The sequence below is a fragment of the Streptomyces sp. P3 genome (assembly GCF_003032475.1).
In the GTDB taxonomy this organism is placed as follows: domain Bacteria; phylum Actinomycetota; class Actinomycetes; order Streptomycetales; family Streptomycetaceae; genus Streptomyces.
Genome location: NZ_CP028369.1, coordinates 2832853 through 2855527, shown reverse-complemented (window position 1 = coordinate 2855527; position 22675 = coordinate 2832853). Strand labels below are relative to the sequence as shown.

Annotated in this window: 18 protein-coding genes; 11 read left to right on the top strand and 7 right to left on the bottom strand. The window is 72.1% G+C overall.

Annotation, left to right across the window (positions count from 1 at the left end):
* Positions 1 to 26: 26 nt before the first annotated feature.
* A complete protein-coding gene (gene rsmI, locus C6376_RS12870; RefSeq protein WP_107443543.1) occupies positions 27 to 899 on the bottom strand; it encodes a 16S rRNA (cytidine(1402)-2'-O)-methyltransferase in 873 nt (290 codons plus the stop codon).
* A gap of 63 nt (positions 900 to 962) precedes the next feature.
* On the opposite strand from rsmI, the gene C6376_RS12865 reads away from it, so the two are divergent.
* From C6376_RS12865 to C6376_RS12855, 3 genes are all read left to right on the top strand, one after another.
* On the top strand, positions 963 to 2714 hold the full coding sequence (locus C6376_RS12865) for a dolichyl-phosphate-mannose--protein mannosyltransferase (protein WP_107443542.1): 1752 nt from the start codon (positions 963 to 965) through the stop codon (positions 2712 to 2714).
* Between the two features lie 125 nt (positions 2715 to 2839).
* Complete coding sequence (locus C6376_RS12860; protein ID WP_107443541.1) at positions 2840 to 4474, top strand: penicillin-binding transpeptidase domain-containing protein; 1635 nt, start codon at positions 2840 to 2842, stop codon at positions 4472 to 4474.
* Between the two features lie 143 nt (positions 4475 to 4617).
* Positions 4618 to 6288 (top strand): penicillin-binding transpeptidase domain-containing protein, encoded by a 1671-nt coding sequence (locus C6376_RS12855; protein WP_107443540.1) that lies wholly within the window; start codon positions 4618 to 4620, stop codon positions 6286 to 6288.
* A 109-nt stretch (positions 6289 to 6397) separates the two neighbouring features.
* Here the strand turns inward: C6376_RS12855 and C6376_RS12850 are convergent, their stop codons facing one another.
* Positions 6398 to 6781: an SsgA family sporulation/cell division regulator gene (locus C6376_RS12850; protein WP_107443539.1), complete on the bottom strand. Its 384-nt coding sequence runs from the start codon at positions 6779 to 6781 to the stop codon at positions 6398 to 6400.
* Positions 6782 to 6975: 194 nt separating this feature from the next.
* Here C6376_RS12850 and C6376_RS12845 point away from each other — a divergent pair, with 194 nt between their 5' ends.
* The 6 genes from C6376_RS12845 to C6376_RS12820 all read left to right on the top strand — a co-directional run bounded on the left by C6376_RS12845 (position 6976) and on the right by C6376_RS12820 (position 12003).
* Positions 6976 to 8043, top strand: a complete 1068-nt coding sequence (locus tag C6376_RS12845; protein ID WP_107443538.1) for an energy-coupling factor ABC transporter permease — start codon at positions 6976 to 6978, stop codon at positions 8041 to 8043.
* 5 nt (positions 8044 to 8048) lie between these two features.
* Positions 8049 to 8810 (top strand): cobalt ECF transporter T component CbiQ, encoded by a 762-nt coding sequence (cbiQ, locus tag C6376_RS12840; protein ID WP_107443537.1) that lies wholly within the window; start codon positions 8049 to 8051, stop codon positions 8808 to 8810.
* On the top strand, positions 8798 to 9601 hold the full coding sequence (locus C6376_RS12835; RefSeq protein WP_107443536.1) for an energy-coupling factor ABC transporter ATP-binding protein: 804 nt from the start codon (positions 8798 to 8800) through the stop codon (positions 9599 to 9601). Before cbiQ ends, C6376_RS12835 begins: the two co-directional genes overlap by 13 nt.
* Positions 9598 to 10068, top strand: a complete 471-nt coding sequence (locus tag C6376_RS12830; protein WP_107443535.1) for a MarR family winged helix-turn-helix transcriptional regulator — start codon at positions 9598 to 9600, stop codon at positions 10066 to 10068. The genes C6376_RS12835 and C6376_RS12830 overlap by 4 nt, the downstream gene beginning before the upstream one ends.
* Positions 10069 to 10352: 284 nt before the next feature.
* On the top strand, positions 10353 to 10757 hold the full coding sequence (locus C6376_RS12825) for an organic hydroperoxide resistance protein (RefSeq protein ID WP_057579357.1): 405 nt from the start codon (positions 10353 to 10355) through the stop codon (positions 10755 to 10757).
* A 76-nt stretch (positions 10758 to 10833) separates the two neighbouring features.
* A complete protein-coding gene (locus C6376_RS12820; protein ID WP_107443534.1) occupies positions 10834 to 12003 on the top strand; it encodes a serine hydrolase domain-containing protein in 1170 nt (389 codons plus the stop codon).
* A gap of 33 nt (positions 12004 to 12036) precedes the next feature.
* Here C6376_RS12820 and C6376_RS12815 read toward each other — a convergent pair whose 3' ends face one another.
* Positions 12037 to 12324: a DUF1876 domain-containing protein gene (locus tag C6376_RS12815; RefSeq protein WP_107448936.1), complete on the bottom strand. Its 288-nt coding sequence runs from the start codon at positions 12322 to 12324 to the stop codon at positions 12037 to 12039.
* Between the two features lie 534 nt (positions 12325 to 12858).
* Between C6376_RS12815 and C6376_RS12810 the strand changes: the two genes are divergently transcribed.
* Positions 12859 to 14823 carry a hypothetical protein gene (locus tag C6376_RS12810; RefSeq protein WP_107443533.1) on the top strand — a complete coding sequence of 655 codons (1965 nt, stop codon included), beginning with the start codon at positions 12859 to 12861 and terminating at the stop codon, positions 14821 to 14823.
* 87 nt (positions 14824 to 14910) lie between these two features.
* Here the strand turns inward: C6376_RS12810 and C6376_RS12805 are convergent, their stop codons facing one another.
* The 3 genes from C6376_RS12805 to C6376_RS12795 all read right to left on the bottom strand — a co-directional run bounded on the left by C6376_RS12805 (position 14911) and on the right by C6376_RS12795 (position 18725).
* A complete protein-coding gene (locus C6376_RS12805) occupies positions 14911 to 15450 on the bottom strand; it encodes a lamin tail domain-containing protein (RefSeq protein WP_107443532.1) in 540 nt (179 codons plus the stop codon).
* Between the two features lie 308 nt (positions 15451 to 15758).
* Positions 15759 to 17969, bottom strand: a complete 2211-nt coding sequence (locus C6376_RS12800) for an MMPL family transporter (RefSeq protein WP_107443531.1) — start codon at positions 17967 to 17969, stop codon at positions 15759 to 15761.
* A 147-nt stretch (positions 17970 to 18116) separates the two neighbouring features.
* Positions 18117 to 18725 carry a TetR/AcrR family transcriptional regulator gene (locus C6376_RS12795; protein ID WP_107443530.1) on the bottom strand — a complete coding sequence of 203 codons (609 nt, stop codon included), beginning with the start codon at positions 18723 to 18725 and terminating at the stop codon, positions 18117 to 18119.
* Between the two features lie 206 nt (positions 18726 to 18931).
* Here C6376_RS12795 and C6376_RS12790 point away from each other — a divergent pair, with 206 nt between their 5' ends.
* Positions 18932 to 22237, top strand: coding sequence for a S41 family peptidase (locus C6376_RS12790; RefSeq protein WP_107443529.1), 3306 nt, complete (start codon positions 18932 to 18934; stop codon positions 22235 to 22237).
* An 89-nt stretch (positions 22238 to 22326) separates the two neighbouring features.
* Here C6376_RS12790 and C6376_RS12785 read toward each other — a convergent pair whose 3' ends face one another.
* A complete protein-coding gene (locus tag C6376_RS12785; RefSeq protein ID WP_107443528.1) occupies positions 22327 to 22602 on the bottom strand; it encodes a hypothetical protein in 276 nt (91 codons plus the stop codon).
* Between the last annotated feature and the right edge of the window lie 73 nt (positions 22603 to 22675).

Sequence of the window (22675 nt, the reverse complement as noted above, 5' to 3'; positions counted from 1 at the left end):
CCTTCACAACACCCTGGTACCAGCCGTCACAGCGCACCGGAGTTCTTCGCCGCCACCACCGCGTCGAACACCTCGCGCTTGGGCAGTCCGGCTTCCGCGGCGACGGCCGCGATGGCCTCCTTGCGGCGCTCGCCCGCCTCCTCGCGCACCCGTACGCGCCGGACCAGTTCCGCGGCGTCGAGTTCCTCGGGCCCGCGTTCCGGCGCGCCGGTGACGACGACGGTGATCTCGCCCCGCACGCCCTCGGCCGCCCACCGGGCCAGTTCGCCGAGCGGGCCGCGCTTCACCTCTTCGTAGGTCTTGGTCAGTTCGCGGCAGACGGCGGCCCGCCGGTCCGCGCCGAACACCTCGGCCATCGCGGCGAGGGTGTCGTCGAGCCGGTGGGGGGCCTCGAAGTAGACGAGCGTGCGGCGCTCGTCGGCGACGTCGCGCAGCCGCGACAGCCGTTCGCCCGCCTTGCGCGGCAGGAACCCCTCGAAGCAGAACCGGTCGACGGGCAGCCCGGACAGGGCCAGCGCGGTGAGCACGGCGGACGGGCCGGGGACGGCGGTGACGCGGACGTCCCGCTCGACGGCGGCGGCGACCAGCCGGTAGCCGGGGTCGGAGACCGAGGGCATCCCGGCGTCGGTGACCAGCAGCACCCGTGCGCCGCCGACGAGTTCCTCGACCAGCTCGGGTGTGCGGGCGGACTCGTTGCCCTCGAAGTAGGACACCACCCGCCCCTTGGGCGTCACGCCCAGGGACTGCGTCAGCCGGCGCAGTCTGCGGGTGTCCTCGGCGGCGATGACGTCGGCGACCGTCAGTTCCTCGGCGAGGCGCGGCGGGGCGTCCGCGACGTCGCCGATCGGCGTGCCGGCGAGGACGAGGACTCCGGGGGCGGTTCGGGTCGTAGCTGTCACGTTTCCATCCTCGCAGGGGGAGAGACGCGGGACTCACACAGACGTGTTCCCTACGATGGCGCGGTGACCAGTACCGCGTCCTCCATGGACTCCACGGACTACCGGCAGGGCCCGGCGCCGCACGACCGGCGGCCGTCGTGGCAGCAGCGGCTGCGCCGTTTCGGCTACCCGGCGCAGCCCTCCGCCGACGTCCGGGAGCGTCTGCTGCCGCCGTTCGCACAGCCGGGCCCGCGGCTGTGGCAGGCGCTCGGCGTCCCGTACGGGTGGGCGGACCGGATCGTCCGCTGGTCTTCCTGGCTGGGGCCGCTGCTGGTCACGCTGGTGGCGGGGGTGCTGCGGTTCTGGCACCTGGGCAGCCCCAGGGCGGTGATATTCGACGAGACGTACTACGCGAAGGACGCGTGGGCGCTCGTCCACCGCGGGTTCGAGGTCAACTGGGACAAGAACGCCAACGACGCCATCCTGTCCTCGGGCGGCCATGTCCCGATCTCGGGGAACGCGGCGTACGTCGTGCATCCGCCCGTCGGCAAGTACGTGATCGGGCTGGGCGAACTGCTCTTCGGGTTCGATCCGTTCGGCTGGCGGTTCATGACGGCGGTGCTCGGCACGCTCAGCGTGCTGATGCTGTGCCGGATCGGCCGCCGCCTCTTCCGCTCCACGTTCCTCGGCTGTCTCGCGGGCGCGCTGATGGCGGTGGACGGCCTGCACTTCGTGATGAGCCGCACGGCCCTGCTCGACGGGGTGCTGATGTTCTTCGTGCTGGCGGCGTTCGGCTGTCTGGTCGCCGACCGGGACTGGGCCCGCGCGCGACTCGCCGCGGCGCTCGAGCCGGACGCCGACGGCCGCTGCCGTCCGGACGCGCACCTCGCGGAGACGACCCGCATCGGGTGGCGCCCCTGGCGCTGGGGGGCGGGCCTGATGCTGGGCCTGGCCATCGGCACGAAGTGGAACGGCCTGTACATCATGGTGGCGTTCTGCCTGATGACGGTGTTGTGGGACGTCGGCTCGCGCAAGGTGGCGGGCGCCCGGCGTCCGTACCTGGCGGTGCTGAAGCGGGACACGGGCTTCGCGTTCCTGGCGACGGTGCCGGTCGCGCTGGTCACGTACCTGGTGTCGTGGACGGGCTGGATCCTGTCCGCCGCGGACGGCAGGGGCGGCTACTACCGCAACTGGGCGGCGACCGACGGCAGGGGCGGCAGCTGGACGTGGCTGTTCCCCGACTGGTGGCGCAGCCTGTGGCACTACGAGCACGAGGTCTACGAGTTCCACACCCACCTGACGTCGCCGCACACGTACCAGTCGAACCCGTGGAGCTGGCTCGTCCTCGGCCGCCCGGTCTCCTACTTCTACGAGTCGCCGGCGCCCGGTGTGGACGGCTGCCCGGCGGACGCGGGCGAGAAGTGCGCGCGGGAGGTGCTGGCCATCGGCACCCCGCTGCTGTGGTGGGCGGCCTGCTTCGCGGTGCTGTTCGTGCTGTGGCGCTGGCTGTTCCGCCGTGACTGGCGGGCGGGCGCGATCGTCTGCGCCGTCGCGGCCGGCTACCTGCCGTGGTTCATGTACCAGGAACGCACGATCTTCCTCTTCTACGCCGTGGTCTTCCTGCCGTTCCTGTGTCTGGCGGTGGCGATGATGATCGGCGCCCTCGTCGGCCCACCGGGCTCCAGCGACACCCGCCGGGTGGCGGGCGCCACGGGCGCGGGCGTCCTGGTCCTGCTGATCGCCTGGAACTTCATCTACTTCTGGCCCCTCTACACCGGCCAGGCCATCCCGATCGACGACTGGCGTTCACGGATGTGGCTGGACACGTGGGTCTAACGATTGCGGAAACTCCCGCCCCGTCCGCCCGGTTAGCGCTTACTGTGAGGCTGAGCGCGGTTTTCTGAACGCGTTCAGAAAAGGCCCGGGAGGGTCGCCACGGGGATACGGGGAGGACGCGGACCATGCGCAAGGGGGCCAAGGCGGCCATAGTCGGCTCGGCGTTAGCGGTGATGGTGGGCGGGGCCGGCTATGGAGCCTTCAACATCGTGAGCGCGCTCAGCGACACCGACGGGAGCGGCGGGCCGGGAGGCGCCGAGCCGGTGGCCGTGAAGAGCGGACCACCGAGCGACTCCGAGGTGAAGGACACCAGCGCCGCGTTCTTCGCGGCCTGGGAGAAGGGGCAGGCCTCGGCCGCCGCCGATCTCACCGACAACGCGGCGAAGGCCGGGCCGCTGCTGACCTCGTACGGCCAGGCCGCGCACATCACGGGCGTGCAGATCACACCGGGCAGCCCGGTCGGCGACAGTGTGCCCTTCTCCGTGAAGGCGACGGTGTCCTACGACGGGAAGTCCAAGCCGCTCGCCTACCGGAGCCGGCTGACGGTCGTGCGGGGCGTCACCACCGGCAGGGCGCTGGTCGACTGGCAGCCGTCGGTCGTCCATCCCGCGCTCAAGAGCATGGACGACACCCTGGTCACGGGCGACTCGTCGGCGCCGTCGATCGAGGCGGTGGACCGGGACGGCAAGGTGCTGACGAAGGAGAAGTACCCCTCCCTGGGACCGGTCCTGGACCAGCTGCGCACGAAGTACGGGGCGAAGGCGGGCGGGACGCCGGGCGTCGAGCTGGCGATCCGGCACGCCACCCCCGACACCGCCGACACCTCACTGCTGACGCTCGCCGAGGGCAAGGCGGGCAAGCTGCCCACCACCCTCAGCGCGCGCGTGCAGGCGGCGGCGGAGAAGGCGGTCCAAAAGCACCCCGAGTCGTCGGTGGTGGCCCTCGAGCCGAGCACCGGCGAGATCCTGGCCGTCGCCAACAACCGCGCCGACGGCTGGAACGCCGCGTTCCTGGGCGAGGTCGCGCCCGGCTCCACCATGAAGATCGTCAGCGCGGCCACCCTCATCGACAGCGGGCTCACCACCGCGAACGGGCCCGCGCCGTGCCCGTCCTCGGCCGTCTCCGAGAGCCAGACCTTCAAGAACATCAAGGGCATGAAGCCCGACGAGGGCGCGACCCTCTCCGAGAGCTTCGCCCGCTCCTGCAACACGGCGTTCGTGAAGTTCGCGGACGAGGTGAAGGTCGACTCGCTGACGAACGAGGCCCGGGACCGCTTCGGGATCGGCCTCGACTGGCAGACCGGCATCCCGTCGTTCGACGGCTCCGTCCCGGCGGCCGGCGGCCCGGACACCGCGGCCGGCCTGATCGGCCAGGGCAAGGTCCAGATGAACCCGCTGAACATGGCCTCGGTGACCGCGACCGCGATGACCGGCGCCTTCCGGCAGCCGGTGATCGTGCCGCTGAGCCTCGACGGCCGCGACCCGGCCCGCGCGAAGGGCCTGTCGGCGAGCACCGTCCAGCAGTTGCGCTCCATGATGAACCGCACCGCGACCAGCGGCACCGCGGCCCAGGTCATGGCCGGTCTGGGCGGCCGCATCGGCGCGAAGACCGGCTCCGCCGAGGTCGACGGACAGGCCCGGTCCGACAGCTGGTTCACCGGCTACCGGGGCGACGTGGCGGCCGCCGCGATGACCCAGGACGGCGGCCACGGAGTCGACGCGTCGGGGCCGATCGTCGCGGAGGTGCTGCGGGCCGGCTGAACCGGAACCGGAGTGGCCGACGTCACCTATGACGTCACATCCACCGGACGGGACTCTAGGCTGTTGCCGTCGTTGGGGTCGGTGAGGGCAACGAGGGCAACGGGGCGGGGGGAAGCCCCTGGGGATCCGGAGGATCGCACGCAGTGGGCAAGAGAAGGCGCGTCGAAGAGCAACGCAGCAGGCGGCGTCCCGCCGTGGTGGGCGGCATGATCGCCGTCGTGGTCGCGGGCGCCGGAATCGGCGTCTACGCGCTGTACGGCGGGGCGGCGGCCCTCGACGGTTCCTCCGGGGACCGCCGAGAGGTGCTCAGGTTCCGGACCGACCCCCCGTCGGCGGACGAGGCCAAGGCCGTGGCCCAGCGGTTCCTCACGGCCTGGCAGGGGGGCGAGGTGGCCCGGGCGGCCGCCGTCACGGACGATGCCGCGGCCGCCTCCGCCCTGCTGACCGGCTACGGCAAGGACGCCCATGTCACCGGCGTCGCCCTCAGCGCCGGCGAGGCCACGGGCACCAGAATCCCGTTCACGGTGAAGGGCACGGTGACGTACAAGGACGTCAGCAAGCCGCTGTCGTACGCCAGCTCGCTCACCGTGGTCCGCAACCCGAAGAACGGCAAGGCGCAGGTCGACTGGCACGCGTCGGTCGTCCACCCGGATCTGCAGGACGGCGACCGGCTCGTCACCGGTGCGGCGGGCACTCCGCCGGTCAAGGCCGTCGACCGCGACGGCGGTGAGCTCAGCGTCGCGAAGTACCCCTCTCTGGCGCCCGTCCTGGACGGGTTGCGGGAGAAGTACGGGAAGAAGGCGGGCGGCAAGGCGGGCGTCGAGCTCCAGGTCGTCCGCGGCAAGGCGGCCAAGGCGAAGAAGGTCTCCGACAAGACGCTGCTGGAGCTGAGCAAGGGCACTCCGGGCACCGTGAAGACCACGCTGAGCCCGGCCCTCCAGGCGGCCGCCGAGCAGCAGGTGGCGAAGACCGCGAAGTCGTCGGTCGTCGTGCTGCGCCCCTCCACGGGCGAGATCCTCGCGGTGGCCAACGCCGGTCACGGCTTCAACACCGCGTTCAACGGCTCGCTGGCGCCCGGCTCGACGATGAAGGTCGTCACGTCCTCGCTGCTCATCGAGAAGGAGCTGGCGTCGGCGGACAAGACGCACCCCTGCCCCAAGACGTTCACCTACGGCGGCTGGAAGTTCCACAACGACGACGACTTCGAGATCAAGGACGGCACGTTCAAGGCGAGTTTCGCGCGCTCCTGCAACACCGCCTTCATCAGCCAGGCGCCGGAGCTGGACGACGACAGCCTGACCAAGCAGGCGCAGCAGGTGTTCGGTCTGTCGATGAACAACTGGGCGATCGGGGTCCCGTCCTTCGACGGTTCGGTGCCGGTGCAGTCGAAGGCTCAGATGGCGGCGTCGCTGATCGGCCAGGGCGGGGTCCGGATGAACCCGCTGAACATGGCGTCGGTCGCCGCGACCGTGAAGTCGGGCTCCTTCCACCAGCCGTACCTGGTCGCCCCGTCGGTGGACGACCGCACGCTGGCGAAGGCCTCCCGCACCATGTCGGCGGCCACGCTGTCCCAGCTGCGGGAGCTGATGAACTACACCGCCGCGGCCGGCACCGCCGCCGAGGCGATGTCCGGCCTCGGCCCCGACTACGGCGCCAAGACGGGTTCCGCGGAGGTCGACAACCAGGACAAGCCCAACGGCTGGTTCACCGCCTACCGGGGCGACCTGGCGGCCGCGGGAGTCGTCCAGGCGGGCGGCCACGGCGGGGACACGGCCGGCCCGATCGTGGCGTCGCTGCTGCGCCTGGGCGGCTGACGGCCGGCCCCTCGGGGACGGCGCCGGCGGGCCCCGTCCCGTTCTCGCGATCCCGGGGTCCCGCCGTCCCGGGGTCCCGGAAGGTGTGTCACCGGGCCCGGGACACGCCCTAGTGGCTGACGGGCTGCTGCCGCGCCGTGGCCGAGCCCTTGGCGGCGGTGGCCGTGTAGGTGCGGCGCAGGAAGCGCAGCAGCGTCTTCGACTCGAACTGGACGACCGAGACGCCGTCAGGGGAATGGAACTCCACGATCGCCTGGACGCGCCCGCACGGCCACACCCGGACCTCTCCGGTGCCGGCCGGGGCGCGCAGGCCCTGTTCGAGGAGCGTTCGGGAGAACGTCCACTCGTGCCGGTCGGGCAGTCCGACCCGTACCGAGCGGGGGTCGCTGTCCGGGTCGTAGCGCAGGACGACGGGAACGGCCGTCCGTTCCTCCTCGACCTGGTCGGCGTCCGTGACGATATGGGCTCGCGCGTACTGTTCGACTACAGACATCGGCCGACCCTCTCACGCAGCGTGACCTGTGCGGAAGCTGTGCGTCCACTCCCCTCCAATGTCCCATATCTGCCGTAATACGCTCGTCCGAGCAGACGGATCTCATCTGTGCGATGCGTCGCACTGCAACACCCTGCGATACACAAGATTCTCGCTCTTGCGAATAGTTCGCATCAAGCCCCTATCATCGTCGGGTGCACGTACCCGACGGATTCATCAACGCCCCGACCTCCGCCGTGACCGGTGTCGTGGCCGCCGGCGCCATCGCCGTGAGCCTGCGCGGCGCGCGCCGTGAGCTCGACGACCGGACCGCGCCGCTGGCCGGCCTCGTCGCGGCCTTCATCTTCGCCGTGCAGATGCTCAACTTCCCCGTCGCGGCGGGGACCAGCGGCCATCTGCTCGGCGGTGCGCTCGCCGCGATACTCGTCGGCCCCTTCACCGGGATCCTGTGCGTGTCCGTGGTCCTGCTCATGCAGGGCGTCCTCTTCGCCGACGGCGGACTCACCGCCCTCGGCGTGAACATCACCGACATGGCCATCGTGACGACGGTCGTCGCCTACGCCGTCTTCCGGGGCCTGGTGAAGGTGCTGCCGCGCAGCCGCCGGTCCGTCACGGCCGCGTCCTTCGTCGCCGCCGTGCTGTCCGTGCCCGCCGCCGCCGTGGCCTTCACGTTCCTGTACTGGATCGGCGGCACCACCCACGTGGCCATCGGCAAGGTCGCCACCGCCATGATCGGCGTGCACGTGCTGATCGGCGTCGGCGAGGCGGCGATCACCGCGCTGACCGTCGGCGCCGTGCTCGCCGTGCGCCCGGATCTGGTCCACGGCGCCCGTGACCTGCGACAGAAACTCCGGCTGCGGGTGAACGGCGAACTCGTCGACGCCCCGGCGGCCGGCAGGGCGCCCACCGGGCCCGCCGCCCCGGTGGCGGCGCGCACGTCCCGGCGCACGCTGTGGGCGACGGGCCTCGTCACCTCCCTCGTACTGGCCGGATTCGTCAGCTTCTACGCCTCCGCGAGCCCCGACGGCCTGGAGAAGGTCGCCGCCGACAAGGGCATCGACGCGAAGACCGAGAAGCACGCGACCTCCGACTCCCCGCTCGCCGACTACGGCGTCAAGGACGTGACGAACGCCCGCCTGTCCGGCGGCCTCGCCGGCGTCATCGGCGTCGGCGTGACCGTCGTCGGGGGCAGCGCGATGTTCTGGACGGTGCGCAGGCGACGCGGCGCCGACGCGTCCCCCACGGCCGTAGAGAACGTCTGACGGCCATGGGAGCAGGCCACGCCCACCGGCTCTACCTGCACGGACACTCACCCGTGCACGGTCTGCCGCCGCACACCAAACTGGCCGCCGTCCTCGCGTTCGTGGTCGTCGTGGTGTCGACGCCCCGGGAGGCGATGTGGGCGTTCGGCCTGTACGCGCTGCTGCTGGCGTTCGTCGCGCATCGCGCGCGCGTGCCCGCCGGCCTCCTGCTGAAGCGGCTGCTGATCGAGGCGCCGTTCGTCGCGTTCGCCGTGCTGATGCCGTTCGTGGCCGAGGGCGAGCGGATGGACGTCCTCGGGCTGTCCCTCAGCGTCGACGGACTGTGGGGTGCCTGGAACGTGCTCGCGAAGGGCACCCTGGGCGTCGCCGCGTCCGTGCTGCTGGCGTCCACCACCGAACTGCGGGAGCTGCTGCTCGGGTTGCAGCGGCTGAGACTGCCGCCCCTGCTCGTGCAGATCGCCTCCTTCATGATCCGCTACGGGGACGTCATCGCGGACGAGATGCGGCGCATGCGGATCGCCCGGGAGTCACGCGGTTTCGAGGCCCGCGGGGTGCGGCACTGGGGGGTGCTCGCGAAGTCGGCGGGCGCACTGTTCATCCGCTCCTACGAGCGGGGCGAACGCGTGCACCTGGCCATGATCAGCCGGGGGTACGCCGGTTCCATGCCGGTGATCGACGAGGTGACCGCCTCCCGGGCCCAGTGGTCGTACGCGCTGACCCTCCCGTTCGCCGCTCTCGTCGTCTGCGTGTTGGGATGGGTCCTGTGACTGACGTGACGGCTTCCCCCGACCTGGCGGCCTCCCCCGACGGGCCGGCCTCCCTCGACGTGGCCGGTCTGGCCTTCGCCTACCCGGACGGCCACCAGGCCCTGTTCGGTGTGGACTTCTCCGTCGCGCGCGGGGAACGGGTCGCGCTGCTCGGGCCGAACGGCGCCGGCAAGACGACGCTCGTGCTGCACCTCAACGGCATCCTGACCGGCGGCACCGGCACGGTGACGGTGGCCGGACTGCCCGTGGACAAGCGGCACATGGCCGAGATCCGACGCAAGGTCGGCATCGTCTTCCAGGACCCGGACGACCAGCTGTTCATGCCGACCGTCCGCGAGGACGTGGCGTTCGGACCGGCGGCGGCCGGACTGAAGGGGGCCGCGCTGGAGGCGCGGGTCGACCACGCGCTCGCGCAGGTGGGCATGGCGGAGTTCAAGGACCGTCCGCCGCACCACCTCTCCTTCGGGCAGCGGCGCCGGGTGGCCGTCGCGACGGTCCTCGCCATGGAGCCGGAGATCCTCGTCCTGGACGAGCCGTCCTCCAACCTCGACCCCGCCTCCCGGCGCGAACTGGCCGACATCCTGCGGGGGTTGGACGTCACGGTGCTGATGGTCACCCACGACCTGCCGTACGCCCTGGAGCTCTGCTCACGCGCCCTGATCCTCAGCGAGGGCGTGATCGCGGCGGACGGCCCGACGGGCGAGCTGCTCGCGGACGACGCCCTCATGCGCGCCCATCGCCTGGAGCTGCCCTTCGGGTTCGACCCGCGCTCCGCCACAATGGGCGGGTGACTGACGAGGAACCCGCCGCCGACCGCTCGCTGCTGCTCCTCGACGAGCAGCTGTGTTTCGCGCTGTACGCGGCCCAGCGCGCGGTGACGGCCGCCTACCGGCCGCTGCTGGAGGAGCTGGGCCTGACCTACCCGCAGTACCTCGTGCTCCTGCTGCTGTGGGAGCGCGGCGAGACGAGGGTCAAGGACCTGGCGTCCGCGCTGCGGCTGGACTACGGCACGATGTCGCCGCTGCTGAAGCGCCTGGAGGCGGCGGGGCTGGTGCGCCGGGAGCGGGCGGCGCACGACGAGCGCTCGGTGCTGGTGGCGTGCACCGGTCGCGGCGAGGAGCTGAAGGGGCGTGCGGAGCGCGTCCCCGGGGCGCTGCTCGCCGCGACGGGACTGGACACGGCGGAGGTCGCGCGGCTGCGCGAGGAGCTGTGGGGCCTCGCGGAGCGGGCGCACCCGATGGCGGACCGCGCCCGCTAGGACCCACCCCCGCGTGCCCGCTGACCCACCCCCACGCGCGCACCCGCCGGGACTCCCCCTGTGGCGGCCTGTCCGGCCGGCCGGACACGTCCGCGGCCCGAGGCGAAGTTACCGAGGGTTATCTGCCCCTCCCCGGGACGCACCTACCTACCGGCCGGTACCTTGTGCACGATGCAATTGGGGAAGATGTTTGGGGAGGGACCGCCGTGACAGAGGGCGCCGCAGCCGCTACGACCGAGACCGCCGGGACGGCCGGCACCGCCGACACCCGTCCGACGAAGATCATGTACGTCGCCGAGGCCACCGCGCACGGGGGCCGCGACGGGTTCGTGACCAGTCAGGACGGCCAGATCGAGCTGAAGGTGGCGATGCCGCCGCAGCTGGGCGGCGACGGCAACGGCACCAACCCGGAACAGCTCTTCGCGGCCGGCTACAGCTCCTGCTTCCACAACGCGCTGATCCTGGTCGGCAACCGTGCGGGCTACGACCTGACGGGGTCGACGGTGGCGGCCAAGGTCGGGATCGGCCCCAACAGCACCAAGGGCTACGGGCTCGCGGTCGCGCTCAGCGTCTCGCTCCCCGTCCTGGACCCGGGTCTCGCGGAGAAGCTGGTGGACGCGGCGCACCAGGTGTGCCCGTACTCGAACGCCACGCGCGGCAACATCGATGTAACGATCATTCTCGGCTGACGGGACGAAGGAATCGCAGCCCAGCCCCGGGCGTTCCCCGAGGAGTCGAAGGCGAACTGCGAGAGGACGTGCGGGCGTGGACGTGAACGGTGCGGTGGCCGAGGGCTTCGAGCCGGTCCGGGAGGCGTTCGCACGGAACTTCGAGGCGCTCGGCGACCGGGGCGCGGCGGTCGCCGTCTACCGGGACGGCCGCAAGGTCGTCGACCTGTGGGGCGGCACGAAGGACGTCGACGGCACGGCCCCCTGGGAGCAAGGCACCGCCCAGATCGTGCGCTCGGCGACCAAGGGCGTGGTCGCCGCCGGCCTCCTGCTGCTGCACCAGCGCGGCGAGCTGGACCTGGACGCGCCCGTGGGAACGTACTGGCCCGAGTACAAGGCGGCCGGCAAGGAGCGCACCCTCGTACGGCATGTCCTCGCACACCGCGCGGGCGTGCCGGTCCTCGACCGGCCGCTGACGCCCGCGGAGGCCGCCGACCCCGACCTCGGCGCGGCGGCGGTCGCGGCACAGGCGCCGGTCTGGGAGCCCGGGACGGACCACGGCTACCACGCGCAGACCTACAGCTGGCTGACCGGCGAACTGGTACGGCGGATCACCGGACGGCCGGTCGGCGAGTGGATCGCCGACGAGATCGCCCGGCCGCTCGGCGCCGACCTGTGGCTCGGACTGCCGGCGGCGCTGCGCGGGCGCGCGGGGCGCGTGGGCCAGGTCGAGGCGCCGGCGCAGACCGGCACGCTGAGGACCCGGCCCAGGCCCGCCGTCACGGCCGCCTACGCCGATCCGGCCTCCCTCACCCGCCGCGCCTTCGCCGCGATCACCCCGCTGCCCGACGAGAACGACGCCGCGTACCGGGCCGCCGCCCTGCCCGCCTCCAACGGCATCGCGACCGCCGAGGGCCTCGCCCGCTTCTACGCGTCGCTGATCGGCGAGGTGGAGGGCGGGGTGCGGCTGCTGCGGCCGAAGACGGTGGAACTCGCGCGCGGCGAGCAGTCGTCGGGCCCGGACCGGGTCCTGGTGGTGAACACCCGGTTCGGCCTCGGCCCCATGCTGCACGGCGCCGTCTCCCCGCTGCTGTCCCCCGGCGCCTTCGGCCACCCGGGCCGCGGCGGCGCCCTCGGCCTCGCCGACCCGGAGTCGGGGATCGCCTTCGCCTATGTCACCAACGGTTTCCGGACGAGCGTGACGGCGGACCCGCGGGCACAGGCACTGCTCCGGGCGCTGCGGACGGCGACCGCGGCGACATCGTGACGGTCGCGGTGGCCGCCGCTGCCGCTGCGGCGTCTACACGTTGATCGAGTGCGACGTCCGTCCCGAGGCGTCGTCGATCTCGGTGTGCGCCTTGGTCAGCAGTTGCATGGCGAGCTCGTTGAGCGCGCGGGCGCCGGCGATCTCCTCGCCGACCCGGGGCTGGTCCGCGTCCACGGTGTGCCGGCTGGCGTGCCCCTGGGACCGCACCTCGGTCCCGTCGGGCAGCCGTACCAGCGCGGCCGCACGCGTGTGCCGGTCGTCCTCCTCGAACTCCAGCTCGACATGCCATCCGACTGTGGTGCGTGTTGCGGTGTGCGTCATGACGGCCACCTCCGAAGCCTCTGCTTCCAGGGTGCGCCCCGCAACGGGCGGCCGCACCCAGCGGACGTCCCCGGCCGGCGGACGTCGGCCCGGGTCGAACAGCAGACCCGTTCCGACGACCGGCAGCCCCGCGGCGACGGGGCGCCACCCCGGACCGCTTTTTGCCGAACAACCCCGGGCGGCGGCCCCGGCCAGGACCGACGACTCGCGCAGCGCTGCGACCAGGGCGAGTTCGGCGCGGGTCTGCGCTCGCAGGACGAGGGCGTGCGCGAGCACGGACAGGGAAGAGGCGCGCGGATCGCCGGCCGCCGCCCGGACGACATCGTGCGCCAGGAGGCCCCGGTCCGCGAGGACACGGGATTGTCCGGTAGGCGTCGCGCGCTGCGCGGAAATCGCGCCCCTGTTGTCATTGGCATGCCATACGCTGCTGCTCTGCCGCGTTCACGCGCCCGCTGCGGGTGCGAAGGGGGGACGCAGGCGCTTCATCACGCCCGGCGGACACACCGGGCTCTTTTCCTGGGGGTTCCCATTTCTGTGCGCAGGCGCAGCATCTCGGCCGCGACGACGCTCGCGGTCGTTCTCAGCTCCGCGGTACTCGCCGCGGGTTCGGCGGGAGTGGCCGTGGCCGACTCCGCCAACGTCCTTCCGGTGGAGTCGGTCGGCGACATCGTCGTGGACGGCGTCCACCAGCGGGTCTACGTCTCCGACCCGCGCGGCGGCAAGATCGTCGTCACCGACTACGCGGGCGCCGTCAAGGCGACCCTGACCGGGTTGTCCGGCGTGAGCGGCCTCGCACTGTCCGCCGACTCCGGGCAGGTGTACGCGGCCGTCAAGAACGGCAACAGGATCGTCTCGGTGGAGACGGGGACGTACACCGAGACCGCCAGCTACCCGGTGGGGGCGGCTCCGGGCGACCTGGAGGTCGTGGACGGCCGGATCTGGTTCGGCTACGGCTCCGACATCGGCTCGCTCGACGTCTCCGGCGCCGAACCCGTCGTCCACCTCTCCCAGCGCGGGGACGCCGACTTCTCCGGCGCCGCTCTCCTGGGCGCCGACCCGGCCGTCCCGGGCGTGCTGGTGGCGGGCAACGGCGGCCGGGTCGCCGTCTACGACCTCTCGGCCGACGGAGCCACGCTGCGGGCCAAGGGCTACATGGACTCCTCCGTGAGGCAGCTGGACCTGACGCCCGACGGCAAGCAGGTCCTCACCTCGTGGGGCTCGCCCGAGTTCGGCTACGGCCTCGGCGCCTACTCGGCCACCGACCTCGCCGAGCAGCCCGGCTACGCCATCGACGCGTACCCGAACGCCGTGCGGGTCGCACCCGACGGCAGCGTCGCGGGCGGCAGCTTCTCCTCGTACGACCCCGACGTCCACATCATCCGGCCGGGCGCGACGACGCCGGTGCGGGAGTACGACTTCCCCAACACCGGCAACAGCAGCGGCGCCGACACCCTCGTGGACGGCGCGCTCGCCTGGGCGCCGGACAGCAGCCGGGTGTTCGCGGTCTCCGTCAACACCGCCGACGTCTTCACCCTGCGCGCGCTGACGGACCCGGTCAGGGAGCTGCCGGCGCTGAAGGTGACGGCACCGGCCAAGGCGGAACGCGCCAAGAAGCTCACCGTCACCGGCAGACTGACCTCGGCGACGCCGCTTCCGGCGGGCACCGCCCTCAAGGTGACCCGGGCGGACCTGGAGTCGCCGGGCGGCAAGGTCCTCGCCGCCGTCAAGACCAAGGCCGACGGCTCGTTCTCCTTCACGGACGTCCCGCCCGCCGGCGGCAAGGTCACCTACCGGGTGTTCTTCGCGGGCGACGCCACCCACGCGGCCACCGTCGGCTCCGACACGGTGGCCGTCTCGCGCAAGGCGACCGCGCTCAGCGTCACCAACAACGCCAAGCTGTACGCGTACGGCAAGGACGTGACGTTCACGGCGCATCTGGGCGCGACGTACAAGAACCGCACGGTGGCGATCTACGTGGACCCCGCCGGCTCCGACAAGCCGAAGAAGCTGGTCAAGAACGCGAAGGTCAACTCGCAGGGCAACCTGTCGGTGGTCGTCGACATGACCCGCGACACGGCCGTCACCGCCGTCTTCGCGGGCGACGCGCGCAGCGCCGAGAAGACCGCGAAGTCCACCGCGGGCGCCTACGCGAAGGTCTCGACCGCCGTCTCCCGGCACTACAAGACGGGGCGGATCGGCTCCACGACGTACTCCTACTTCCGCAAGAACACCGACCCGTTGTTCACCACGACCATGAACTACTACGCGGGCCGCCAGCAGCGCCTGCAGATCCAGGTCTACTACCAGGGTTCCTGGTACGACTCCGGGTCCCAGTACTTCCCGGTGGGCCCCAACGGGAAGTCCGCCGTCACACTGGAGGCGCCGGGCGAGGCGGGCATCCGCGCCCGGATCCGCTCGTCGTACATCGACGGCTCCTCCGGCGACAACGTCAACGCGACGACGCACGGCGCCTGGAAGTACATCGTCTTCACCAACTGAGCACCGGCCGCGGGAGGGTCCGCGGCATGACATGGCGACGCGCCCGCCCCGCAAGGGGTCGGGCGCGCCGCGCGTGGTGGGGCCGGGTCAGCGGTGGTCGTGGCCGTGGCGGCGGTCGTCGCCGTGGTGGCGGTCGTGGCCGTGGTGGCGGTCGTCGCCGTGGTGACGGTTGTGGCCCCAGGACTCCTGGTCCACGCGGCGGCCGTGGTCGTCGCGCAGGGTGGCGGTGTCGGAGCGGTTGTCCCACACCTCGCGACGGCGGTCCTGGTACAGGTCGCTGCGGGTGTCGCGGCCGATGCCGGTGTGGACGCGCACCGTGGAGCGCGGGGCCAGGCGGTAGTGGCGGAAGGTGTACTTGTCGCCGCGGTCGTCGGAGAGCGTCCACCCGTCCAGGTTGACGGCGTGACGGGTGGTGTTGGTGAGCTCCACCCACTCCTTGTTCAGGGAGAAGGCCGAGCGGTCGTCGCGACCCGGGGCGTCGTAGTGCACTGCGCTGATCTCGACCTGCGGCCGGTTCGGACGCGAGGTCGCGGTGGCCGACGCCGGCAGTGTCGCCGCCCCGGTCACAGCGGCGGCGACGATCGCGACGGCGGTGAGACGACGGGCGGAAACAGAGGAAACGGACACAAGGTCTCCTTGCTTGGTGCGGTGTGCGGCCCCTCGGCCGCAGAACCAGATTGGCCCAGCCGGCCCGCCCCAAGTGGCTCAATACCACTGCACGTTACGAATCATGCACATTCCGGTGACAGTAGCCTTCCATGTCCATCTATGTCCTGAACACACCGGACCCGTTGGGCCACCGGCCCCGCGCGGCCCGCGCGCCTGAGGCCGTCACCCGATAGTGGGTCACAGAGCGGGCCGCGAAGAAAAAGGCCGGTGAGGGCGCCCCGTCCCCACGGAGCCCTCACCGGCGGTCTTTCGGACGGTCCGACGCGTCAGACGCGGACCGGTTCGCGGTTCTCGTCGCCCGCGTCGGAGGGGGTGCGCAGTCCCTCTCCCTCGACGTCCACGTCGGGCAGGGCGCGGTCCAGCCACTTCGGCAGCCACCAGGCCTTCTTCCCGAGCAGCGCGAGCACCGCCGGGACGATCGCCATGCGGACCACGAACGCGTCGAAGAAGACGGCGATCGCGAGGCCGAAGCCGATCGTCTTGATGATGGCCTCGCTGGAGCTGATGAAGCCGCCGAACACGGCCATCATGATGATCGCGGCGGCGACCACCACCTTGGCGCTGTGCCGGAAGCCGGTGACGATGGCCTGGCTCGGGCTCTCGCCGTGGACGTACGCCTCCCGCATCCGGGTCACGAGGAACACCTCGTAGTCCATCGCGAGGCCGAAGACCACGCCCACCATGAAGATCGGCGTCATCGACATGATCGGGCCGGTCTCCTCGACGCCGATCAGGCCGCCGAGCCAGCCCCACTGGAAGACCGCGACCACGGCGCCGAGCGCGGCCAGCACGCTGAGCAGGAAGCCGAGGGCCGCCTTCAGCGGGACCAGGAGGGAGCGGAAGACCACGATCAGCAGCAGGAACGCCAGGCCGACGACCAGGCCCAGATACGGGATCAGCGCGTCGTTGAGCTTCTGCGAGAAGTCGATGTTCATCGCGGTGGTGCCGGTGACCAGCACCTGCGCACCGGTGTCGGCCCTGACGTCGGCGCCCTGGTCACGGATGGCGTGCACCAGGTCCTCGGTCCGGGTCGAGGACGGCTTGGAGCCGGGGATCACGGTGATGGTGGCGGTGTCGCCGGCCTTGTTGAACATCGCCGGGGTGACCGTCGCGACGTCCCCGAGCTTCTTGATCCCGTCGGTCACCGAGGCGGCCGCGGCCTTGGGGTCGTCGCTGTCCGCGGCGTCGACCACGATCATCAGAGGGCCGTTGAATCCCGGGCCGAAGCCTTCCGACAGCAGGTCGTAGGCCCGGCGCTGCGTCGTCGACGTCGGCTGCGAGCCGTCGTCGGGCAGACCCAGCTCCAGCTGGGTGGCCGGGACGGCGATCGCGCCGAGACCGACCACGCCGAGCAGCAGCACGGCGGCCGGACGGCGGATGACGAAGCTCGCCCAGCGGACGCCCGGGCCGGGCTTGGTCCGCTCGCCCTGATCGCCCTTCGCGGCGGCCGGCCTGCGCTTCTCGCCGGTGGCCCTGACCTTGCCGCCCGCATAGCCGAGCAGCGCCGGGATCATGGTCAGCGCGATGAGGACGGCGACCACGACCGTGCCCGCCGCGGCGAGGCCCATCTTGGTCAGCATCGGCACGTCGACGACCGCGAGGCCGGCCAGGGCGATGACGACCGTGAGGCCGGCGAAGACGACGGCCGAGCCGGCGGTGCCGGTGGCGCGGCCGACCGCCTCCTCGCGGTCCCGGCCCTCGGCGAGCTCGCTGCGGTAGCGGGAGACGATGAACAACGCGTAGTCGATGCCGACCGCGAGGCCGATCATCAACGCGAGGGTGGAGGTGGTGTCGCCGAGGTCGAGCGCCTTGGCGAGGACGGTGATGGTCGAGACGCCGATGCCGACGCCGACGATCGCGGTGAGCAGCGGCAGCCCGGCCGCGACCAGCGAGCCCAGGGTGAGGACGAGGACCACGGCGGCGATCGCGAGACCGACGACCTCGCCGATCGCACCGGGTTCGGCCGCGACCTGGAGGGCGTCGCCTCCGACGTCGACGGTCAGTCCGGTGGCCCGGGCCGTGTCGCCGGCCGCCTCGAGGGCGTCCCGCGTCGAGTCCTGCAGCTCCATGCCGGGGACGTCGTACTTGACGGAGGTGTAGGCGACCGTCCCGTCCTTGCTCACGGCGTTCGTCGTGAAGGGGTCGGTGACGGAGGTGACCTCGGAGCCGTCACGCAGGGCCTTGACCGTCCTGTCGACGGTCGCCCTGTTGGCGGGATCGGTCATCTTCTGGCCGTCGGGCGCCTTGAAGACGACGCGCCCGGTCCCGCCGTCGGCACTGGCTCCGGGGAAGCGCTGTTCCAGCAGGTCGAAGGCCTTCTGGGCCTCGACTCCCGGTATGGAGAAGGAGGTCGTCCCGGCGGCGGGCGCGGAGGCGGCGCCGACGCCGGCGAGGGTCAGCAGCGCGACCCACATGAGGGCGACGAAGTGGCGGCGGCGGAAGGCGAGCCGGCCGAGTCGATAGAGGAACGTGGCCACGGAGGCGTACTCCCGGTCAGGTCGTGGTGTAGGGGCCGCGGTTACGGCGCGGCACCGGGGGCAGGGTTGACCAACCCGGCGGGGAGGCAGGGGTGATCGGCCCGACGACCGAGCGGTGACGTCAGGTGGGGCGGACCGTGGGGACGGTCAGGTGGTGGGGTTCGGCGCGCAGAGGGCGGGGAGCACCACGGCGTCGATGTACGAGAGGAGGAAGTCCTGCGTAGGGGGCTGCTCGTCGAGCAGCGTCCGGGCCGCGAACGCCCCGATCATCATGTGCATCACGAACTCGGTCGCGGGGTTGTCCGCGCGGACTTCCCCCCGGTCGATCGCCCGTGACAGCACCCGCCGGAACTCGGCCAGCTCCGGTTCGACGAGGTGTTCCTTGAACGCCTTCAGCAGGTCCGGGTTGTCGTGGACGGCCATGGCCAGCCCTCGCATGAGTGCGGAGTTCTGCTCCATCTGGCAGTCGTCCGAACGCAGGGTGAGAGCGTGCATGTCGCCTCTGAGCGACCCGGTGTCGATCGCGCCGAGGGAGCCGCCCGGCTTGCCGTGCCGGACCGCCTTGGCCACCAGCTCGGGCTTGCCGCCCCACTGGCGGTAGAGCGTCGCCTTGCTGGACCTGGTGCGGGCGGCGACGGCGTCCATGGTGAGGGCGTCGTAGCCGACTTCGCGGAGGAGTTCGAGGACGGCCTCGTACAGCTCGGCCTCGCGCTCGGGAGTGATGCGGCTACGACGCGCCGTTGCGACCTCGGTCATTGCGCTCACCTTCCCACTCCGCACCGCCACAGTCTCCTGTTCGCACACGCCGAATGTAGCGCATCCCGTCGCGAAACGAAACAGTTTCGTACGTGTCCTCGCTCACCCGGGCACCCACCCGGCCTTCCGGTGATCGCCACATGATCGTCCGCGACGCGCTTTTGTCATAAGTTGCTCCGGTCCATCCCCCGGAAAAGCATGGGGAGGTGAGCTATCTGCGTCTGCCCCATCTCAGCGGTGACCTGTTGTGCTTCGTGGCCGAGGACGACCTCTGGCTGACCCCCCTCGACGACCCCGGACGGGCCTGGCGGCTCACCGTCGACCGCACCAAGGCCGGACACCCCCGCTTCTCCCCCGACGGCCGCCTCATCGCGTACACGAGCTGGCGCAGCCTGGTCCCGGAGATCCACGTGGTCCCGGTGGACGGCGGTCCGGGGCGGCGCCTCACCTACTGGGGCAGCTCCGACACCCAGGTCCGCGGCTGGACGCCCCCCGACCCGGACGGGAACGCCGACATCCTCGCCGTCGCCTCCCACGGCGAGCCGTTCTCCTACTTCACCTGGTCCTACAAGGTCCCCACCGACGGCTCACCCGGCCACAAGCTCCCCTGGGGCCCGGTCTCCGACCTCCAGGTGTCCGACGTCGACGGCGAGCGCCGCACCCTCCTGCTCACCGGCACTCCCCCGCACGAACCGGCCGGCTGGAAGCGCTACCGGGGCGGCGCCACCGGCCGCCTGTGGCTGCACGGACGGCGGCTGCTGGAAGGCCTCGACGGGCACCTCGCCTGCCCGCTCTTCGTCGGCGACCGCATCGCCTTCCTCTCCGACCACGAGGGCGTCGGCAACCTGTACTCCTGCGCCCACGACGGCTCCGACCTGCGCCGGCACACCGACCACGACGCCTTCTACGCCCGGCACGCCGCCGGCGACGGCACCCGCGTCGTCTACCAGTGCGCCGGCGAGCTGTGGATCGTCGACGACCTGGCCGCCGGCTCCGTGCCGCGCCGCCTCGACGTGCGCCTCGGCGGGCCGCGGGCCGGGCGGCGGCCGTACCAGATCCCGGCCGCCCAGCACGTGGACGGCATCTCCGTCGACGAGACGGGACGCGCGAGCGCCGTCGTCGTCCGCGGCAGCCTCTACTGGCTGACCCACCGGGACGGGCCCGCCCGGACGATCACCGACACGCCCGGGGTGCGGGTGCGGCTGCCGGAGATGCTCGGCTCGGGCGGCCAGGTCGCCTACATCACCGACGCGGAGGGCGAGGACGCCGTCGAGATCGCCTGCCTGCCGCGCGCCAGCGGCGACCGCGCACCGCGCAGGCCGGTCTCCGGGACGCTCGGACGGGTCCTCGAGATGGTGTCCGACCCTGAGGGCGAACGGCTGGCGATCGCCTCGCACGACGGCCGGCTGCTGCTCGTCGACGTGCGCGAGGACCCCGCAGTCGGCTCCCCCGCGCAGGCCGCCGCCGACGTGGTCACCGAGCTGATCGCCTCGGTCAACGGTCCCGTCCGCGACCTGGCGTTCTCGCCGGACGGCAGCTGGCTGACCTGGTCGCACCCGGGCATCGGGCGCTCCCTGCGGCAGATCAAGATGGCCCGCGTGCCCGGCGTGGCGAACGGCGAACGGCTGATCGTCGACGTCACCGACGGACGGTTCGAGGACGAGAACCCGGTCTTCACCCGGGACGGCCGCTACCTCGCGTTCCTGTCCTGGCGCGGCTTCGACCCGGTGTACGACGTGCACACCGGCGACCTGTCCTTCCCGCTGGGCTGCCGCCCCTACCTGGTGCCGCTGTCCTCCGCCACCCCCTCGCCCTTCGCACTGACCCCCGAAGGCCGTCCGGCCGCCGGCGGACTGGACCCGCTGCAGGACGGCGAGGGCGGTGAGACCGGCGACGGGACCGTGACCGTCGAGGCCGAAGGGCTGGAGAGCCGGGTCACCCCCTTCCCCGTGCCGGCGTCCAAGTACTCCGCCCTGCACCCGGTCGCGGGCGGCGGACTGGTGTGGCTGCGCTGGCCGATCTCCGGCGCGCTGGGCGAGACGTTCGCGAACCCGGACGACACCAGCGGCCGTCCGACGCTGGAGCACTTCAGCATCGGCAAGGCCAGGAGGTCCGAACTCGTCGACCACCTCGACTGGTTCGCGCTCAGCGGTGACGGCACCCGGCTGGTCGTCGTCGACGAGGGCGACCTGCGGGCGGTGCCCTCGGCCGAGACCGGTGACCCCGACTCCACCGTCTGGATCGACCTGCGGCGCATCCTGCACGAGGTGGACCCCGGCGCCGAATGGCGACAGGCGTACGAGGAGGCCGGCCGGCTGATCCGCGCCTACTTCTGGGACCCCGGAATGTGCGGCATCGACTGGGGCGCGGTGCTCGACCAGTACCGCCCGCTCGTCGAACGCGTCGCTTCCCCCGACGAGTTCGCGGACCTGCTGCGCGAGGTGCTGGGCGAACTCGGCACCTCCCACGCCTATGTCACCGCCGCCCGCCGCAACGAGGGACCGCCGCACTACCAGCGCCTCCAGGGCCTGCTCGGCGCCAACCTCGTCCGCCGGGAAGCCGGTTGGACCGTCCGCCGGATCCTGCCCGGCGACTCCTCCGACTCCAAGGCCCGCTCGCCGCTGGCCGGCACCGGCATCCGCGAGGGCGCGGTGCTCACCCACGTCGACGGCCGGGCGGTCGATCCGGTGACCGGCCCGTACCCGCTGCTGGCCGGGGCCGGCGGCACCACGGTCGAGCTGACCTTCGCCCCGGCCGAAGGCGAGGCGGGCCGCGCGCGGCGGGTCGCCGTCGTCCCGCTCGTCGACGAACGCCCCCTGCGCTACCAGGACTGGGTCGCCAAACGCCGGGCCGTCGTCCGCGAGTTGAGCGGCGGCCGCTGCGGCTACCTGCACATCCCCGACATGGGCGGCTCGGGCTGGGCCCAGTTCAACCGCGACCTGCGCATGGAGGTCTCCAGACCCGCGCTGATCGTGGACGTGCGTGGCAACGCGGGCGGCCACATCAGTGAGTTGGTCGTGGAGAAACTGACACGCACGATCCTCGGCTGGGACCTCACCCGCGACGCCCAGCCGGTGTCATACGCCTCGAACGCGCCGCGAGGTCCGGTGGTGGCGCTCGCCGACGAGGCGACCTCCTCGGACGGCGACATGATCGCGGCCGCCTTCAAGCTGCTGAAACTGGGCCCGGTGGTCGGCCAGCGCACCTGGGGCGGTGTGGTCGGCATGACCGGCCGCCATCAGCTCGGCGACGGCACCGTCATCACCGTCCCGATGAACGCGGCCTGGTTCGACGCGTACGGCTGGTCGGTGGAGAACCGGGGCGTGACCCCCGACCTGGAGGCCCTGCGCACCCCGCTCGACTGGGCCGAGGGCCGCTACGCCCAACTCGACGACGCCGTACGGCTGGCCCTGGACCTGCTCACCCTCACACCCCCGGCGACGCCGCCGGACCTCACCGGCGTGCCCGACCGGTCCCGGCCGCGGCTGCCGCCGCGCGACGCGGAAGGCTGAGACGGAAAGCCGAGACGGAAAGCGCTCGGGGCGCCCCTTGGGAGAAGGGCGCCCCGAGTCGCCGGCCTGGGCCGGCTCGTCAGCGGCGACTACATGTCGTAGTCGTGCGCGAGACGGTCGTCGTCCTCGCGCCGCATCCGCTCGGTGTCCTGGCCGGGACGCTCACCGGGACGCTGACCGGAGCGCTCGCCCGGACGCTCGCCCGGACGGTCGCCGGAGCGGTCCGCGGGACGCTCGCCGGGGCGCTCGCCCGGGCGCTGCTTGCCGCCGCGCTGCTGGACCTGCTCCTTGGCCTGCTGGGCCTTCTGCTTGGCCTGCTGCTGCCACTGTTCGGTCTGGTCCTGGAACTTGTCCTTCATACCCATGTGGGTTCACTCCTGTAGGAGATGAGGGGGGTCGAGGCCCCGTGGTGGGGCCTCGACCAGATTCACACGGGCG